We start from the raw sequence: 17873 nt of genomic DNA, 5'->3' as shown, positions 1-17873 counted from the left end.
ACGTAACCCATGGCTGAAGCAGTCGTCGATAACGCCCCCGCCAAGAGCGGCCAGCCAGCGGCCAAACCGCCGCTGTTCGGCATGGCGTTTCTGGAAAACATTTCGCAGATGCCCATGCTGCGTCAGGTCGGCCTCATGGTCGGGTTGGCGGCGAGCGTGGCGATCGGCTTCGCCGTGGTGCTGTGGTCGCAACAGCCGGACTATCGGCCGCTGTATGGCAGCCTGTCGGGCATGGACACCAAGCAGGTCATGGAAACCCTGGCCGCCGCAGACATTCCCTACAACGTCGAGCCCAATTCCGGCGCGCTGCTGGTCAAGGCCGACGACCTCTCCCGTGCGCGCCTGAAACTGGCGGCCGCAGGCGTGGCGCCGAGCGATGGCAACGTCGGTTTCGAGCTGCTCGACAAGGAGCAGGGCCTGGGCACCAGCCAGTTCATGGAGGCCACCCGTTATCGCCGCAGCCTGGAAGGCGAACTGGCCCGTACTGTTTCCAGCCTGAACAACGTCAAGGCTGCGCGCGTGCACCTGGCCATTCCGAAAAGTTCGGTGTTCGTGCGTGACGAACGCAAGCCCAGCGCCTCGGTACTGGTCGAGCTGTACCCAGGCCGTGGGTTGGAAGCCGGGCAGGTGATGGCGATTGTCAACCTGGTCGCCACCAGCGTGCCAGAGCTGGACAAGTCGCAAGTCACTGTCGTCGACCAGAAGGGCAACCTGCTCTCCGAACAGCTGCAGGACACCGCCCTGACCATGGCGGGCAAACAGTTCGACTACAGCCGCCGCATGGAAAGCATGCTTACCCAGCGTGTGCACAATATCTTGCAGCCGGTGTTGGGTAACGATCGCTACAAGGCCGAAGTCTCCGCCGACCTGGATTTCAGTGCGGTCGAATCGACCTCCGAGCAGTTCAACCCCGACCAGCCGGCGCTGCGCAGCGAACAGTCGGTCGACGAACAGCGCGCCAGCAGCCAGGGCCCGCAAGGCGTGCCCGGCGCGCTGAGCAACCAGCCACCGGGTGCGGCGTCTGCGCCGCAAACCACGGGCGCAGCCGCCACCCCGGCCGCCGCCATCCAGCCCGGCCAGCCGCTGGTGGATGCCAACGGCCAGCAGATCATGGACCCGGCCACCGGCCAGCCGATGCTTGCGCCTTACCCGGCAGACAAACGCCAGCAAAGCACCAAGAACTTCGAGCTGGACCGCTCCATCAGCCACACCCGTCAGCAGCAGGGCCGCATGACCCGCCTGTCGGTGGCGGTGGTGGTCGACGACCAGCTCAAGATCGACCCCACCAGTGGCGAGACCACGCGTGCCCCTTGGGGTACCGAGGACCTGGCGCGCTTTACCCGCCTGGTGCAGGACGCAGTCGGCTTCGATGCCAGCCGTGGCGACAGCGTGACGGTGATCAACGTGCCGTTTGCCGCCGACCGTGGCGAAGAAATCGCCGACATCGCCTTCTATCAGCAGCCGTGGTTCTGGGACATCGTCAAGCAAGTGCTGGGCGTGGTGTTCATCCTGGTGCTGGTGTTCGGCGTGCTGCGCCCGGTGCTCAACAACATCACAGGGGGCGGCAAGCAGGCTGCCTCAGACAGCGACATGGAGCTGGGCGGCATGATCGGTCTGGATGGCGAACTGGCCAACGACCGCGTCAGTCTGGGTGGCCCGACAAGCATTCTGTTGCCAAGCCCGAGCGAGGGCTACGAGGCACAGCTCAACGCAATCAAAGGCCTGGTGGCCGAAGACCCGGGCCGCGTGGCCCAGGTCGTGAAAGACTGGATCAACGCCGATGAGTGATAACCGAGCCGTTACCGCCAAGCTGAGCCGCGTCGACAAAGCGGCGATCCTCCTGCTCTCGCTGGGTGAAACCGATGCGGCCCAGGTACTGCGGCACATGGGCCCCAAGGAAGTGCAACGCGTGGGCGTGGCCATGGCGCAGATGGGCAACGTGCACCGCGACCAGGTCGAGCAGGTGATGAGCGAGTTCGTCGACATCGTCGGCGACCAGACCAGCCTGGGCGTGGGCTCTGACGGTTACATCCGCAAGATGCTCAACCAGGCCTTGGGCGAGGACAAGGCCAACGGCCTGATCGACCGCATCCTGCTGGGGGGCAACACCAGCGGCCTGGACAGCCTCAAGTGGATGGAGCCGCGTGCCGTGGCCGATGTGATCCGCTACGAGCACCCGCAGATCCAAGCCATCGTGGTCGCCTACCTGGACCCTGACCAGGCCGGTGAAGTGTTGAGCAACTTTGACCACAAGGTGCGCCTGGACATCATCCTGCGCGTGTCGTCGCTGAACACCGTGCAACCGGCGGCGCTGAAAGAGCTGAACCAGATCCTCGAGAAGCAGTTCTCGGGCAACTCCAATGCTGCGCGGACCACCTTGGGCGGTATCAAGCGGGCTGCTGACATCATGAACTTCCTCGACAGTTCGGTGGAAGGTGCGCTGATGGACTCGATCCGCGAAGTCGACAACGACCTATCGGAGCAGATCGAAGACCTCATGTTCGTCTTCAACAACCTGGCCGACGTCGACGACCGTGGCATCCAGGCGCTGCTGCGCGAGGTGTCTTCGGACGTGCTGGTGGTGTCGCTCAAAGGCGCCGACGAGCGGGTCAAGGACAAGATCTTCAAGAACATGTCCAAACGTGCGTCGGAACTGCTGCGCGACGACCTGGAGGCCAAAGGGCCGGTACGGGTCAGCGACGTGGAAACGGCACAGAAGGAAATCCTCACCATCGCCCGACGCATGGCCGAGGCCGGCGAGATCGTGCTCGGCGGCAAGGGTGCCGAGGAAATGATCTAACGTTGCCGGATTCTGCCGACTGGCGCAGCCCACTGTGGGAGCGGGCTTGCCCGCGAAGGCGCCAGATCGGGTGATGAGGTTGTCCCTGCCGACGCATTCGCGGGCAAGCCCGCTCCCACAGGGATCGCGTTGGCTGAACGTGGTTTGAGAACATCACAGCATGTCCAGCAAAGAACATCACCCCAGCGACCTGATCCGCGCCCGCGACCTCGAGGGCGTCGATGTCTGGGCGCTGCCCAGCTTCGATCCGGAACCCGAGCCGCAACCCGAGCCTGACCCGGAACCCGAAGTCATCGAGGAAGAAGTCGAGGAAGTGCCGCTGGAAGAAGTCCAGCCGCTGACCCTCGAAGAACTCGAAGCCATTCGCCAGGACGCCTACAACGAAGGCTTTGCCACCGGCGAGCGCGAGGGCTTTCACAGCACCCAGCTGAAGGTGCGCCAAGAGGCTGAGCAGGCCCTGGCGGCCAAGGTCGGCAGCCTCGAGCGGCTGATGGTCAACCTGATGGCGCCCATCGCCGAGCAAGACACGCAGATCGAGAAAACCCTGGTGCACCTGGTCGCGCACATGACCCGCCAGGTGATCGGCCGCGAGCTGCGTAGCGATTCCAGCCAGATTACCCACGTGCTGCGCGAAGCCCTCAAGCTGCTGCCAATGGGCGCCGACAACATCCGCATTCACCTCAACCCCCAGGACTTCGAGCTGGCCAAGGCCCTGCGCGAGCGCCACGAAGAAAACTGGCGGCTGCTCGAAGACGAAGCCTTGCTGCCGGGTGGCTGCCGCATCGAGACCGCCCACAGCCGTATCGACGCCAGCATGGAAACACGCATCGAGAAGGCCGTGGCGCAGCTGTTCGACCAGCTTCACGACCATTCCCTGCACCCCGCACCGGCCGATGTGTCGATCGACCTGGACCGCCCCGATGCGCCTTGACCGCACCAGTTTCGGCAAGCGCCTGGGCAGTTACGCCGAGGCGATCGAGCTGCCGGTGCAGCCAATCGTCGAAGGCCGCCTGCTGCGCATGGTTGGCCTCACCCTCGAAGCCGAAGGCCTGCGCGCCGCAGTGGGTAGCCGCTGCCTGGTGATCAACGACGACAGCTACCACCCGGTGCAGGTCGAGGCCGAAGTCATGGGCTTTGCCGGGTCCAAGGTATTCCTCATGCCGGTTGGCAGCATCGTCGGCATCGCCCCCGGTGCGCGGGTGGTACCGCTGGACGACGGCGGCCGCTTGCCCATGGGCATGAGCATGCTCGGGCGAGTGCTGGATGGCGCCGGGCGCGCCCTCGATGGCAAAGGCGGCATGAAGGCCGAAGACTGGGTGCCAATGGATGGCCCGGTGATCAACCCGCTCAACCGCGACCCCATCAGCGTGCCGCTGGACGTGGGCATCCGCAGCATCAACGGCCTGCTCACCGTCGGCCGTGGCCAGCGCCTGGGCCTGTTCGCCGGTACCGGTGTGGGTAAGTCGGTGTTGCTGGGCATGATGACGCGTTTTACCGAAGCCGAGATCATCGTCGTTGGGCTGATCGGCGAGCGGGGCCGCGAGGTGAAGGAATTCATCGAGCACATCCTCGGTGAAGAGGGCCTCAAGCGCTCGGTGGTGGTCGCCTCGCCCGCCGATGACGCGCCGTTGATGCGCCTGCGCGCGGCCATGTATTGCACGCGCATTGCCGAATACTTCCGCGACAAGGGCAAGAATGTCCTGTTGCTGATGGATTCGCTGACCCGTTTTGCCCAGGCTCAGCGCGAGATCGCCTTGGCGATCGGCGAGCCGCCGGCCACCCGCGGTTACCCGCCGTCGGTGTTCGCCAAGCTGCCGAAGCTGGTGGAGCGGGCGGGCAATGGCGAGCCTGGTGGCGGCTCGATCACTGCGTTTTACACGGTATTGTCGGAGGGCGACGACCAGCAGGACCCGATCGCCGACTCGGCGCGGGGGGTGCTCGACGGCCACTTCGTGTTGTCCCGGCGCTTGGCCGAAGAAGGCCACTACCCCGCGATCGACATCGAAGCGTCGATCAGCCGGGTAATGCCGCAGGTGGTCGATACTGATCATCTGCGCCAGGCGCAAAAATTCAAGCAGTTGTGGTCGCGCCTGTCGCAGAGCCGCGACCTGATCAGCGTCGGTGCCTATGTGGCCGGTGGTGACCCGGAGACCGACCTGGCGATCGCCTTGCAGTCCCGCTTGGTGGATTTTCTGCGTCAAGGCCTGGACGAGAACGTCGGCATGGCGCAGAGCCGCGATCAGTTGGGGGCGATTTTCACGCCTCCGGCGGGCGGTTGATAGGCCATGGCACTGCCCGGACGTGCCGCGCGCCTGGCGCCGGTGGTGGACATGGCCGAAGAGGCCGAGCGCAAGGCCGCCCAGCGCCTTGGGCATTTTCAGCAACTGGTGACCCAGGCGCAGGTCAAGTTGGCTGAGTTGGAGCGTTTTCGCGAGGACTACCAGCTGCAGTGGATCAACCGCGGCGGGCAGGGCGTCAATGGCAGCTGGCTGGTCAATTACCAGCGTTTTCTCGGGCAGCTGGAAACAGCCATGACCCAGCAGCGCCAGAGCCTGACCTGGCACCAGAACAACCTGAACAACGCCCGCGGCACCTGGCAGCAGGCCTATGCTCGGGTCGAGGGGTTGCGCAAGTTGGTACAGCGTTACCTGGATGAAGCGCGGCGCGCCGAAGACAAGCGCGAGCAGCGCCTGTTGGATGAGCTCTCGCAGCGCTTGCCCAGGCAGAATCACCCCTGATTTCTTATCGCCGGCGCACAATGCCTTGTTTCTAATCGTCGGCGCACAATTCCTTGTAGGAGCAGCCTTGCGCTGCGAAGAGGCCAGTAGCCCCAGCTTGCCCTCACGGCCCCTTCGCAGCACAAGGCTGCTCCTACAGGCAGAGCGATCTCCCAGGCCGTCTCGCTTGCTTCTGAGCAGCGGCGCGCAATTCCTTGTAGGAGCAGCCTTGCGCTGCGAAGAGGCCAGTAGCCCCAGCTTGCCCTCACGGCCCCTTCGCAGCACAAGGCTTGTCCTACAGGCAGAGCGATCTCCCAGGCCGTCTCGCTTGCTTCTGAGCAGCGGCGCACAATTCCTTGTAGGAGCAGCCTTGCGCTGCGAAGAGGCCAGTAGCCCCAGCTTGCCCTCACGCCCCTTCGCAGCACAAGGCTGCTCCTACAGGGGGGCGCGCCGCTGAGGGGGATCTGTTGGCCGTCTCGCTTGCACTCCCACCCCAGGCTGCTAAACCTTAAAGGGTTGCATCCGCCATCATCGAAGGAATCGCTAGCATGGCAGTCGAGACTGATTTTTCGCAGGACGGGAAAAAGCTGACGATCAAGGTCAAGGGTCGTTTCGATTTCGGCAAGCACCAGGCGTTTCGCGAAGCCTACGAGCGCCAGCCGGGTCGGCCGGACTCGGTGGTTGTCGACCTGACAGAAACCACCTACCTCGATAGCTCTGCGCTCGGCATGTTGTTGCTGCTGCGCGATCACGCGGGCGGCGACGATTCGGATGTGCGTGTGGTGCACGCCAGCTCCGATGTGCGCAAGATCCTCGCCATCTCCAATTTCGAAAAACTGTTCGACATCAGTTGAGCCGCGTGATGGCTGCCGAACAGGCGTTGACCGTGCTGGTCGCCGAAGACGGGGCCGCCGACCGCTTGTTGCTGGCGCAGATCGTCCGGCGCCAGGGCCATCAGGTGTTCACGGCAGAAAACGGCGAGCAGGCGGTGGCGCTGTTTGTCGAGCGGCGCCCGCACCTGGTGCTGCTCGATGCGCTGATGCCGGTGATGGACGGTTTCGAAGCGGCCCGGCAGATCAAGGCCCTGGCCGGCGAAGCGTTGGTGCCGATCATCTTCCTTACCTCGCTGAATGAGGAGGATGCCCTGGTGCGCTGCCTGGAGGCCGGCGGCGATGACTTCATGGCCAAGCCCTACAGCGCGGTGATCCTCGCCGCCAAGATTCGCGCCATGGGCCGCCTGCGCAGGCTGCAGGCCACCGTGCTGGCCCAGCGCGACGAGATCACCCGCCACCATCACCACCTGCTCAACGAGCAGCGGGTGGCCAAGGCGGTATTCGACAAGGTGGCCCATGCGGGCTGCCTGGCTGCCCCCAATATTCGCTACCTACAATCGCCCTATGCGCTGTTCAACGGTGACCTGCTGCTGGCCGCGTTCACGCCCTCGGGGGACATGCAGGTGCTGCTGGGGGATTTCACCGGCCATGGCCTGCCCGCCGCAGTTGGCGCCATGCCCCTGGCAGAAGTGTTCTACGGCATGACAGCCAAGGGGTATGGCCTGGCGCAAACCCTGCGCGAAATGAACGCCAAGCTAAAACGCATCCTGCCGGTGGACATGTTTTGCTGTGCTGTGATGCTCAACCTGAGCGTGCAGCGTGGTTCGGTGGAGGTGTGGAACGGCGGCATGCCAGACGGCTATCGCTTGTCTGCAGGCGGCGAGGTGCTGTCGACGCTGGCTTCGCGCCATTTGCCGCTGGGTATTCTTGCCCCTGAGCGCTTCGACGACAGCACGCAAGTGCTGCCGCTGGCGGCGGGTGAGCGTTTGCTGCTGTTGTCAGGCGGCGTGCTGGACACGGCCGATGACCAGGAACGCTTGTTTGGCGTCGAGCGCTTGCAAGGGGTGCTGGCTGGCAACCGAGACCCGGCCCACTTGTTCGATGAGGTGATGCAGGCCCTGGAACGTTTCGGCGGGCAGCCTCGGGACGACATCAGCCTGTGCGATATCCGCATGTTCGCGGCCGATGAGCGGGTGCCGGCACCGATGATCTACGCTGAACGCGGTCGCCCCAGCCCGCTGGATTGGTCGCTTGGGTTCGAACTGCGCGGCGAAAGCCTGAAGCAGTCCAACCCAGTGCCGTACCTGGTGCAGCTGTTGCAGGAAATCCACCCGCTGCGCGCGCGCACCGGCAATCTGCACAGTGTGCTCAGTGAGCTGTTCTCCAATGCCTTGGAGCATGGGGTGTTGGGCCTGGATTCACGGCTCAAGCGCGATGTGCAGGGCTTTGCAGATTACTACCGGGAGCGAGCCCAGCGCCTGGCGGCATTGGCTGACGGTTTTGTGCGCATTGACTTGAAGGTTGAACCCCTCGCCGATGGCGGGCGTCTGATGATCGAGGTGCGTGACAGCGGCGCAGGGTTTGATGTACAGCGGGTGCTGTCGCAACCGCCCTCGGAGCAGGGCCTGAGTGGCCGTGGCCTGCAGCTGGTAACGCGGCTGGGCAGTAATGCGCAATGGTGCGAAGGCGGCCGCTGCGCCCGGGTAGAGTTTGTATGGTGAGCCCGCCTGTGACCCTGGGGCTGGCTCGGGCATAATCTGGCTTGATCAAGGAGTGAGCAAGTGACTGAGATTCATATCGACCACAAGGTGCTCAACGACCTGCGTGAGGTCATGGAGGATGGCTACCTGCATCTGGTGCAGACATTCCTGGATGACTCCGAGCGGCGCTTGAGCGAGTTGCACGCTGCCAAAAACGCCGATGAGCTGGGCTCAGCGGCCCATAGCTTCAAGGGCAGCAGCAGCAACATGGGGGCTGTCGCGCTGGCTGGCCTGTGCCAGCAACTGGAAGACCGCGTGCGCCAGCCACCGCTGTATGGCATCGAGGACCTGATCAACCGTATCGACCTGGAATATGTAGAGGTTCGGCGCTTCTACCGCGGTGAGGAGCACCGTATCTCAGCAGGCTGATGCGCGACTTGGCGCGAGTCTTGCTTTTCTTTGCCCGGATGACTTTTCAGTTTCTGGCGCGGAGACCGCTCAATGCCTGTCGCACCCAATCCTTTGTTGCAAGCAAACGCTGTTGGCAAGTCGTCGCGAGCGACCAGCTCGATGGTGGACAAGCCCTCGCAGGCGCTGGGTGACGCGGGCGGTGGCTTCGACCAGGTCATGGCCAAGCAGAAAGCGTTTGGGCAGGACGACAAGGTCGCCCAGGCCAAACCCAAGGACAAGCCAGAAGTGGCACACGGCGGCAAGAAAGATGCTGCCGACAAGCCATCGGTTGCCGATGACGGCAACAAATTGCCAGCCGACGATCAGGCCTCGGACCCCGCTGACACAGGGTTGCGCGACGCCAGCCTGGTGGCCGGCCAGGTCACCGATGCGCAGCCCGGCGCGCAACTGATTCAAGCCCAGGCTGAGGCCGTTGCGCCCGTGCTTCAGGCTGCCACCGCACAGTCGCAAGCCAGCGCAGCGCTGACGGAGGAGCCTGCCGCCGAAGAGGCGTTCGACCCCGACGCCGACCCCTTGGCCAACCTGCCAACCTTGCGCCTGGCACTGGAACAGAGCGCCCAGGCCAAAGGCACCACCTCGGCACACGCCGTGGACCCTTCGCAAGCTCAGGGTGATGAAGGCCGAGGAGCCGTCAATACCTTGGCGAATCTGGTCGATACCGCTGAGGGTGAGGCGGGCGAGCCAGGCGACAAGGCCTTCGGTGCACTGCTTGAAGAGGGCCTGAAGGACACCAAGAGCGCCAACAGCGACACGCGCGTCGACGATTTCGCCGATCGCCTGGCCAGCCTGACCCAGGCGGCCACGGCGAAAACCGCCAATGCCGTGCCGGCGAATGCCAGCCCCTTGCACCAACCCTTGCCGATGAACCAGAGCGCCTGGACCGAAGGCCTGGTGAATCGGGTCATGTACCTGTCCAGCCAGAACCTCAAGTCGGCAGACATCCAGCTGGAGCCCGCCGAGTTGGGGCGGCTGGACATTCGCGTCAATGTAGCGGCGGATCAGTCGACCCAGGTGACCTTCATCAGCGGCCACGCCGGTGTGCGTGATGCCCTCGACAGCCAGGTGCACCGCTTGCGCGAGCTATTTACCCAGCAGGGCCTGGCGCAGCCAGACGTCAACGTTGCTGACCAGTCGCGCGGGCAACAGCATCAGCAGGCGCAGGAACAGGGCAGCAATCTGTCGGGCGTCGCGGCGCGGCAACAGGCTGGGCAGGGCGGCTCCGAACAGGTCGATAGCAGCAGGCCGGTTGAGCAGCAGGTGGTGATTGGCGACAGTGCGGTTGATTATTACGCGTGAGGGCGGGGTGCCTGTCTTTAGGTTGTTGGTGCCGTTGAGAACGAGCGCCGCCCGCGCGGCGCTCGATCTCCCAGGCGCTGCCCCCCTAACGCCAAACCCACCCAAACCTCATTCCATCCCCCACCCAAAACCTGGCATAACACTTGCTCAAGCCACGTCATCCTCCTTTGAACCCCCGATGGACGACGGATTATTGGCATGGCGAAACCCGAAGCAGTAAAAGACCCCGCCACAAAAGGCAAACTCAAGCTGATCCTGCTGTTGGTGCTGGGCCTGGTGCTGGCGATCGGCCTTTCGGTGGGCGCTACCTGGTTCATCATGCACAAGAGCGAGTCCGCGCCGGCCACCGACCCGGCCGCCGCCAACGTCAAGCCTGTGGCCATCTACGAAGCCCTCACCCCGGCCTTCGTGGTCAACTTCAACCAGAACGGCCGCCAGCGCTACATGCAACTGAGCATCACCCTGCAAGCGCGCAACCAGGCTGACCTGGATGCCCTCAAGGTGCACATGCCGGTGATTCGCAACAACCTGGTGATGATGTTCTCCGGGCAGGGCTTTGACACCCTGGCCGGCAGCCCGGTAGGGCAAGAGATGCTGCGCCAGAAAGCCACCGCCGTGGTGCAGGAAGTCGCCCAGAAGGAAGTCGGCAAGCCGGTCATCGACCAATTGCTGTTCACCAATTTCGTATTGCAGTAGGAGTCCGCAATGGCCGTACAGGACCTGCTGTCCCAGGATGAAATCGATGCGCTGTTGCACGGTGTCGACGATGGTCTGGTGCAGACCGAGAGCGCTTCCGAACCAGGCAGTATCAAAAGCTACGACCTGACCAGCCAGGATCGTATCGTCCGCGGTCGTATGCCGACCCTGGAAATGATCAACGAACGCTTCGCCCGCTACACCCGCATCAGCATGTTCAACCTGCTGCGCCGCTCGGCGGACGTGGCGGTTGGCGGCGTGCAGGTGATGAAGTTCGGCGAGTACGTGCATTCGCTGTATGTGCCGACCAGCCTCAACCTGGTCAAGATCAAGCCACTGCGCGGCACCTCGCTGTTCATCCTCGACGCCAAGCTGGTGTTCAAACTGGTGGACAACTTCTTTGGCGGTGACGGCCGTCACGCCAAGATCGAAGGCCGCGAGTTCACCCCGACCGAGTTGCGCGTGGTGCGCATGGTCCTCGACCAGTGCTTCGTCGACCTCAAGGAAGCCTGGCAGGCCATCATGCCGGTCAACTTCGAGTACATGAACTCCGAGGTCAACCCGGCCATGGCCAACATCGTCGGCCCCAGCGAGGCGGTGGTGGTGTCGACCTTCCACATCGAGCTGGACGGCGGTGGCGGCGACCTGCACGTGACCATGCCGTACTCGATGATCGAGCCGGTGCGCGAGATGCTCGATGCGGGCTTCCAGTCCGACCTGGACGACCAGGACGAGCGCTGGGTCAAGGCCCTGCGCGAAGACGTGCTGGACGTGGCCGTGCCACTGACCGCCACGGTTGCCCGCCGCCAGCTGAAGCTGCGCGACATCCTGCACATGCAGCCTGGCGATGTGATCCCGGTGGAGCTGCCCGAGCACTTGGTGCTGCGCGCCAACGGTGTGCCGTCGTTCAAGGCGCGGCTGGGTTCGCACAAGGGCAACCTGGCCCTGCAGATCATCGACCCGATCGAACGCCGCTGACGGCGTGCCGGTCGCTCACTACGAATTGAATGCCTGTCGAGGAAATCATGGCTAACGAAAACGAGATCACGTCCCCGGAAGACCAGGCCCTGGCCGACGAATGGGCGGCGGCGCTGGAAGAAACCGGTGATGCCGGCCAGGCCGATATCGACGCGCTGCTGGGCGGCGACACCGGCAACAGCGGCGCGGGCCGCCTGCCGATGGAAGAGTTCGCCAGCTCGCCGCGGCCTAACGAGAACGTCAGCCTCGAAGGCCCTAACCTGGACGTGATCCTGGACATTCCGGTGAACATTTCCATGGAAGTGGGCAGCACCGAGATCAACATCCGCAACCTGCTGCAGCTCAACCAGGGGTCGGTGATCGAGCTCGACCGCCTGGCCGGCGAGCCGCTCGACGTGCTGGTCAACGGCACGCTGATCGCCCATGGCGAAGTGGTGGTGGTCAACGAGAAGTTCGGCATCCGCCTGACCGACGTGATCAGCCCCAGCGAACGTATCAAGAAGCTGCGCTGAGTGAAGGGCACGATGCGCGCCGGCGCTGCTTTTGCCGGGCTGCTCGCCAGCCAGTGGGCCTGCGCGGCGGCCAACCCTGCGGCAACCACCGCTGCCGCGCCTGGCAGCCTGGGTGGGCAACTGGCGCAGATGGTCTTTGGCCTGCTGTTGGTGGTGGGCCTGATCTTCTTCCTGGCCTGGATGTTGCGCCGCATGCAAGGCGCGGCGGTCAAAGGTGGCCAGGTGATCGAGATCGTCGGCAGCCGGGCCATTGGCCCGCGTGACCGCCTGTTGCTGGTGCAGGTCGGCAAGGAGCAGATCCTGATCGGCCACACCCCAGGCAGTATCGAGGCCCTGCATGTGCTGGCCGAACCCGTCGAAGTGCCCGCAGCTGCCCGTCAGGCAGCGCCGGAGTTTGCCCAGCGGCTGATGGAGCTGATGGGCAAGGACCAGAAGGACAAGAAGTGATGACCGGCGTGCTGCGCATGATGTTGACCCTGGCGCTGCTGCTGGCCGCGCCATTGGCCCTGGCCGCCGACCCGCTGTCGATCCCGGCCATTACCCTGTCCAATGGGGCAGACGGGCAGCAGGAGTATTCGGTCAGCCTGCAGATCCTGCTGATCATGACGGCGCTGAGCTTTATCCCGGCGTTCGTCATCCTGATGACCAGCTTCACCCGCATCATCATTGTCTTCTCGATTTTGCGTCAGGCCCTGGGCCTGCAGCAGACGCCTTCGAACCAGATTCTGACCGGCATGGCGCTGTTTTTGACCATGTTCATCATGGCGCCGGTGTTCGACCGGGTGAACCAGGATGCGCTGCAGCCCTACCTGAAAGAGCAGATGACTGCCCAACAGGCCATCGACAAGGCCCAGGGGCCGCTCAAGGACTTCATGCTGGCGCAGACCCGGCAGAGCGACCTGGACTTGTTCATGCGCCTGTCAAAGCGCACCGACATCGAAGGCCCTGACCAGGTGCCACTGACCATCCTGGTGCCGGCCTTCGTCACGTCCGAGCTGAAGACCGCGTTCCAGATCGGCTTCATGATCTTCATCCCGTTCCTGATCATCGACATGGTGGTCGCCAGCGTGCTGATGGCCATGGGTATGATGATGCTGTCGCCGCTGATCATTTCGCTGCCGTTCAAGATCATGCTGTTCGTCCTGGTCGATGGCTGGGCGCTGATCATGGGCACACTGGCCAGTAGTTTCGGCGGCGTTTGACGCCGTCAAGGAGAGCCACGCATGACCCCTGAAGTTGCTGTCGACCTGTTCCGTGACGCGCTTTGGCTGACCACGCTGATGGTCGGCATCCTGGTGGTGCCGAGCCTGCTGGTGGGCCTGATGGTGGCGATGTTCCAGGCCGCCACGCAGATCAACGAACAGACCCTGAGCTTCTTGCCGCGTCTGCTGGTGATGCTGGTCACGCTGATCGTCGCGGGGCCTTGGCTGGTGCAGAAGTTCATGGAATACATCACCACGCTCTACACCAGCATCCCGCAGCTGATCGGTTGACACGGCCATGCTGGAGCTGACCAACGCACAGATCGGCACCTGGGTCGCCACCTTCATCCTGCCGTTGTTCCGGGTGACGGCAGTGCTGATGACCATGCCGATCTTCGGTACGCGCATGCTGCCGGCGCGGGTGCGCCTGTACGTGGCGGTGGCCATCACCGTGGTGATCGTCCCGGCGCTGCCGCCGTTGCCCGAGTTCGAGCCGTTGAGCCTGCAGGGCCTGCTGCTGTGTGGCGAGCAGATCATCGTTGGGGCGTTGTTCGGGTTCTCGTTGCAGCTGCTGTTCCAGGCCTTCGTCATCGCTGGCCAGATCGTCGCGGTGCAGATGGGCATGGCCTTCGCCTCGATGGTCGACCCGGCCAACGGCGTCAACGTCACGGTGATCAGCCAGTTCATGACCATGCTGGTCAGTGTGCTGTTCCTGCTGATGAACGGGCACCTGGTGGTCTTCGAAGTGCTGACCGAAAGCTTCACCACCTTGCCGGTGGGCAATGCGCTGATGGTCAGCCAGTTCTGGGAAATGGCCGGGCGCCTGGGTTGGGTGTTCGGTGCCGGGCTGTTGCTGATCTTGCCGGTGATTGCCGCGTTGCTGGTGGTGAACATCGCCTTTGGCGTGATGACGCGGGCGGCGCCACAGCTGAACATCTTCTCCATTGGCTTCCCGCTGACGCTGGTCATGGGCATGGGGATTTTCTGGGTCGGCCTGGCCGATATGCTTTCCCACTACCAGGCATTGGCCAGCGACGCGCTGCAATGGCTGCGTGATCTGGCAAGGGCGCGCTGAGCATGGCTGAAAGCGAGAGTGGTCAGGACAAGACAGAAGACCCCACCGACAAGCGCAAGCGCGATTCGCGCGAAAAAGGTGAGATCGCCCGCTCCAAGGAGCTGAACACGGTGGCGGTGACCCTGGCAGGCGCCGGCGGCCTGCTGATGTTCGGCGGCCACTTGGCCGAGACGCTGCTGAGCGTGATGCGCATGAACTTCAGCCTGACCCGGGACATGATCGTCGATGAACGCGCCATGGGCGCGTTTTTGCTGGCCTCGGGCAAGATGGCGATCTGGGCGGTGCAGCCCGTACTGATTCTGCTGTTCGTGATCTCGTTCGTTGCTCCGATCGCGTTGGGCGGTTTCCTGTTTTCCGGCAGCCTGCTGCAGCCCAAATTCAGCCGCATGAACCCGCTGTCGGGGATCAAGCGCATGTTCTCGATGCATGCCCTGACCGAGTTGCTGAAGGCCCTGGCCAAGTTTTTCGCGATCCTGATCGTGGCGGTGGTGGTGCTGGTCAGCGACCGCCAGGCGTTGCTGTCGATTGCCAATGAGCCGTTGGAGCAGGCGATCATTCACAGTGTCCAGGTGGTGGGGTGGAGTGCGCTGTGGATGTCGGCGGGGCTGCTGCTGATCGCGGCGGCGGACGTGCCGTTCCAGCTGTGGCAGACGCACAAGAAAATGAAGATGACCAAGCAGGAAGTGCGTGACGAGTACAAAGACTCGGAGGGCAAGCCTGAGGTCAAGCAGCGTATTCGCCAGCTGCAGCGCGAAGTGTCGCAGCGGCGCATGATGGCGGCGGTGCCGCAGGCGGACGTGATCATCACCAACCCCACGCACTATGCCGTGGCCCTGCAGTACGACCCGGAGAAGGGCGGGGCAGCGCCCTTGCTGCTGGCCAAGGGTACCGATTTCATGGCGTTGAAGATTCGCGAGATTGGTGTCGAGCACAAGATCCAGATCCTTGAATCGCCGGCCCTGGCGCGGGCGATCTATTACTCCACTGAGCTTGAACACGAGATCCCGGCGGGGTTGTACCTGGCGGTGGCGCAGGTGTTGGCGTATGTGTTCCAGATTCGTCAGTACCGGTCGGGCAAAGGCAAGCGGCCGGAGCCGTTGAAGGATGACCTGCCGATTCCGCCGGATTTGCGGCGTGATAGCTGATAGGTGCATGGCGATGGTCGTTCAGCGCCTGTGAGATCGAGCGCCGCCCGCGCGGCGCTTCGCAGCACAAGGCTGCTCCATCTGTTTCGGGCCAGTGAGGCCTGTGATATTTGCGCGCGATCGCCTCAGGAATAATTGGCCCGGGAAAAATGTAGGAGCAGCCTTGTGCTGCGAAGCGCCGCGCGGGCGGCGCTCGATCTCAAACCCACCCAAAAACCCCAAGGCGAACACCCAAACAGCAAAGTTGGAAGGCTTCTTGCAGAGCCACGCCCAGGCGCCCCCTGGGCGTCAAAGTTTTGCATCAAGAGGACTCGCGGTGGATCGCACTCAGTTAATCAACAACGCACGCCACAACCTGGCCGGTCTCGGCCGGGGCAACCTGGGTGTGCCGCTGTTGCTGCTGGTGATGTTGGCAATGATGATGTTGCCGATACCGCCGTTCCTGCTCGACGTGTTCTTCACCTTCAACATCGCCCTGTCGATCGTGGTGCTGCTGGTCTGCGTCTACGCCCTGCGCCCACTCGACTTCGCCGCATTCCCCACCATCCTGCTGGTGGCGACGCTGCTGCGCCTGGCCCTGAACGTCGCCTCCACCCGCGTGGTCATGCTCCACGGCCAGGAGGGCCATGGCGCTGCGGGCAAGGTGATCCAGGCCTTCGGTGAAGTGGTCATCGGCGGCAACTACGTGGTCGGTGCGGTGGTGTTCGCCATCCTCATGATCATCAACTTCGTCGTGGTGACCAAGGGTGCCGGGCGTATTTCCGAGGTAAGCGCGCGCTTCACCCTCGATGCCATGCCCGGCAAACAGATGGCCATCGACGCCGACCTCAACGCCGGCTTGATCGACCAGGCCCAGGCCAAGGCCCGCCGCTCCGAGGTCGCGCAGGAGGCCGAGTTCTATGGCTCGATGGACGGTGCCAGCAAATTCGTGCGCGGCGACGCCATCGCCGGCCTGTTGATCCTGTTCATCAACCTCATCGGCGGCATGCTCATCGGCATGCTCCAGCACGGCATGCCGTTCAGCGAAGCCGGCAAGGTGTACGCCTTGTTGACCATCGGTGACGGTTTGGTGGCGCAATTGCCATCACTGCTGCTGTCCACCGCTGCGGCCATCATGGTCACCCGGGCTTCGGGCTCGGAAGACATGGGCAAGCTGATCAACCGGCAGATGTTCGACTCACCCAAGGCCCTGGCGGTCTCCGGTGCGCTGATGATCATCATGGGCCTGGTGCCGGGCATGCCGCATGTGGCCTTCCTCAGCCTGGGCCTGATGGCCGGTGGCGGTGCCTACCTGGTGTGGAAGAAACAGCAGCAGGTGAAGGTCAAGGCCCAGGAAGAGGCGCAGCGCCAGCAGGACCTGCTGCCCTCGCCACAGCGTGCGCTGGAAACCAAGGAGCTGGGCTGGGACGACGTCACCCCGATCGACATGATCGGCCTCGAGGTCGGCTACCGCTTGATCCCGCTGGTCGACCGCAACCAGGGCGGCCAGTTGCTGGCGCGGATCAAGGGCGTGCGCAAGAAGCTGTCCCAAGACCTGGGTTTCCTCATGCCCACCGTGCACATTCGCGACAACCTCGACCTGCAGCCCAGCGCCTACCGCCTCACGTTGATGGGGGTGATCCTGGCTGAGGCGGAGATTTACCCGGACCGCGAACTGGCGATCAACCCGGGCCAGGTATTTGGCACCCTCAACGGCATTGCCGCACGCGACCCGGCCTTTGGCCTGGAAGCGGTGTGGATCGACGTCGGCCAGCGCTCCCAGGCGCAGTCGCTGGGCTATACCGTGGTCGATGCCAGTACGGTGGTGGCCACGCACCTCAACCAGATCCTGCAAAAGCACTGTCACGAGCTGATCGGCCATGAGGAAGTGCAGCAATTGCTGCAAGTGTTGTCCAAGGCTTCGCCTAAACTGGCAGAAGAATTGGTGCCGGGTGTCATTTCCTTGTCGGGGCTGCTGAAGGTCCTGCAGGCATTGCTGTCCGAGCAAGTGCCGGTGCGCGATATCCGCAGCATCGCCGAGGCGATCGCCAACAACGCAGGCAAGAGTCAAGATACCGCCGCGCTGGTGGCCGTGGTGCGCGTCGGATTGTGTCGCGCCATCGTGCAAAGCATTGTCGGCGTTGAGTCTGAGCTGCCGGTGATCACCCTTGAACCGAGGTTGGAACAGATTTTGCTCAATAGTCTGCAAAGGGCCGGGCAGGGTCAGGAAGACGGTGTTCTTCTGGAGCCGAGCATGGCCGAAAAGCTGCAGCGTTCGCTGATTGACGCGGCCCAGCGCCAAGAGATGCAAGGCCAGCCGGCCATTCTCCTGGTCGCCGGCCCGATCCGCGCCATGCTGTCGCGCTTCGGTCGCCTGGCTGTACCGAATTTGCATGTTCTGGCGTATCAGGAAATACCTGACAACAAGCAAGTCACCATCGTTGCCACCGTGGGCCCTAACGGCTGAGG

At 63.6% G+C, this 17873-nt stretch carries 18 protein-coding genes; all 18 read left to right on the top strand.

Features of this window, described 5'->3' with window-relative positions:
* Positions 1-9: 9 nt before the first annotated feature.
* The 18 genes from fliF (at position 10) to flhA (ending at position 17871) form a co-directional block, all read left to right on the top strand.
* Positions 10-1788 (top strand): flagellar basal-body MS-ring/collar protein FliF, encoded by a 1779-nt coding sequence (fliF, locus tag D886_RS0106020; RefSeq protein ID WP_027593032.1) that lies wholly within the window; start codon positions 10-12, stop codon positions 1786-1788.
* The gene (gene fliG / locus D886_RS0106015; RefSeq protein WP_027593031.1) at positions 1781-2800 is read left to right on the top strand and encodes a flagellar motor switch protein FliG; all 1020 of its coding nucleotides are present in this window, start codon (positions 1781-1783) and stop codon (positions 2798-2800) included. The genes fliF and fliG overlap by 8 nt, the downstream gene beginning before the upstream one ends.
* A 160-nt stretch (positions 2801-2960) precedes the next feature.
* Entirely contained in the window at positions 2961-3731 is a 771-nt protein-coding gene (fliH, locus tag D886_RS0106010) for a flagellar assembly protein FliH (RefSeq protein ID WP_027593030.1), read from the top strand.
* Positions 3721-5079, top strand: a complete 1359-nt coding sequence (gene fliI / locus D886_RS0106005; protein ID WP_027593029.1) for a flagellar protein export ATPase FliI — start codon at positions 3721-3723, stop codon at positions 5077-5079. The genes fliH and fliI overlap by 11 nt, the downstream gene beginning before the upstream one ends.
* A 6-nt stretch (positions 5080-5085) precedes the next feature.
* Positions 5086-5538, top strand: a complete 453-nt coding sequence (gene fliJ / locus D886_RS0106000; protein ID WP_027593028.1) for a flagellar export protein FliJ — start codon at positions 5086-5088, stop codon at positions 5536-5538.
* A 527-nt stretch (positions 5539-6065) separates the two neighbouring features.
* The gene (locus D886_RS0105995; RefSeq protein ID WP_027593027.1) at positions 6066-6371 is read left to right on the top strand and encodes an STAS domain-containing protein; all 306 of its coding nucleotides are present in this window, start codon (positions 6066-6068) and stop codon (positions 6369-6371) included.
* An 8-nt stretch (positions 6372-6379) separates the two neighbouring features.
* A complete protein-coding gene (locus D886_RS0105990; RefSeq protein ID WP_027593026.1) occupies positions 6380-8071 on the top strand; it encodes a fused response regulator/phosphatase in 1692 nt (563 codons plus the stop codon).
* A gap of 60 nt (positions 8072-8131) precedes the next feature.
* Positions 8132-8479, top strand: coding sequence for an Hpt domain-containing protein (locus D886_RS0105985; RefSeq protein WP_027593025.1), 348 nt, complete (start codon positions 8132-8134; stop codon positions 8477-8479).
* Between the two features lie 72 nt (positions 8480-8551).
* A complete protein-coding gene (locus D886_RS0105980) occupies positions 8552-9817 on the top strand; it encodes a flagellar hook-length control protein FliK (RefSeq protein ID WP_027593024.1) in 1266 nt (421 codons plus the stop codon).
* 198 nt (positions 9818-10015) lie between these two features.
* Positions 10016-10513 (top strand): flagellar basal body-associated protein FliL, encoded by a 498-nt coding sequence (gene fliL, locus D886_RS0105975; protein ID WP_027593023.1) that lies wholly within the window; start codon positions 10016-10018, stop codon positions 10511-10513.
* A gap of 9 nt (positions 10514-10522) precedes the next feature.
* Positions 10523-11491, top strand: a complete 969-nt coding sequence (fliM, locus tag D886_RS0105970) for a flagellar motor switch protein FliM (protein ID WP_027593022.1) — start codon at positions 10523-10525, stop codon at positions 11489-11491.
* Between the two features lie 47 nt (positions 11492-11538).
* On the top strand, positions 11539-12003 hold the full coding sequence (gene fliN / locus D886_RS0105965) for a flagellar motor switch protein FliN (protein ID WP_027593021.1): 465 nt from the start codon (positions 11539-11541) through the stop codon (positions 12001-12003).
* Between the two features lie 12 nt (positions 12004-12015).
* Positions 12016-12450: a flagellar biosynthetic protein FliO gene (gene fliO / locus D886_RS0105960; protein WP_033693999.1), complete on the top strand. Its 435-nt coding sequence runs from the start codon at positions 12016-12018 to the stop codon at positions 12448-12450.
* Positions 12450-13205 carry a flagellar type III secretion system pore protein FliP gene (fliP, locus tag D886_RS0105955; protein WP_027593019.1) on the top strand — a complete coding sequence of 252 codons (756 nt, stop codon included), beginning with the start codon at positions 12450-12452 and terminating at the stop codon, positions 13203-13205. The genes fliO and fliP overlap by 1 nt, the downstream gene beginning before the upstream one ends.
* Before the next feature lie 21 nt (positions 13206-13226).
* Positions 13227-13496, top strand: coding sequence for a flagellar biosynthesis protein FliQ (fliQ, locus tag D886_RS0105950; RefSeq protein ID WP_027593018.1), 270 nt, complete (start codon positions 13227-13229; stop codon positions 13494-13496).
* Positions 13497-13503: 7 nt separating this feature from the next.
* A complete protein-coding gene (fliR, locus tag D886_RS0105945; RefSeq protein WP_027593017.1) occupies positions 13504-14280 on the top strand; it encodes a flagellar biosynthetic protein FliR in 777 nt (258 codons plus the stop codon).
* Between the two features lie 2 nt (positions 14281-14282).
* Entirely contained in the window at positions 14283-15425 is a 1143-nt protein-coding gene (gene flhB, locus D886_RS0105940) for a flagellar biosynthesis protein FlhB (protein WP_027593016.1), read from the top strand.
* 316 nt (positions 15426-15741) lie between these two features.
* Entirely contained in the window at positions 15742-17871 is a 2130-nt protein-coding gene (flhA, locus tag D886_RS0105935; protein ID WP_027593015.1) for a flagellar biosynthesis protein FlhA, read from the top strand.
* Positions 17872-17873: the final 2 nt, after the last annotated feature.

The sequence above is a fragment of the Pseudomonas sp. LAIL14HWK12:I7 genome, from assembly GCF_000483465.1.
Taxonomy (GTDB): Bacteria; Pseudomonadota; Gammaproteobacteria; order Pseudomonadales; family Pseudomonadaceae; genus Aquipseudomonas; species Aquipseudomonas kermanshahensis.
This window is presented reverse-complemented; position numbering and strand designations above follow the sequence as displayed.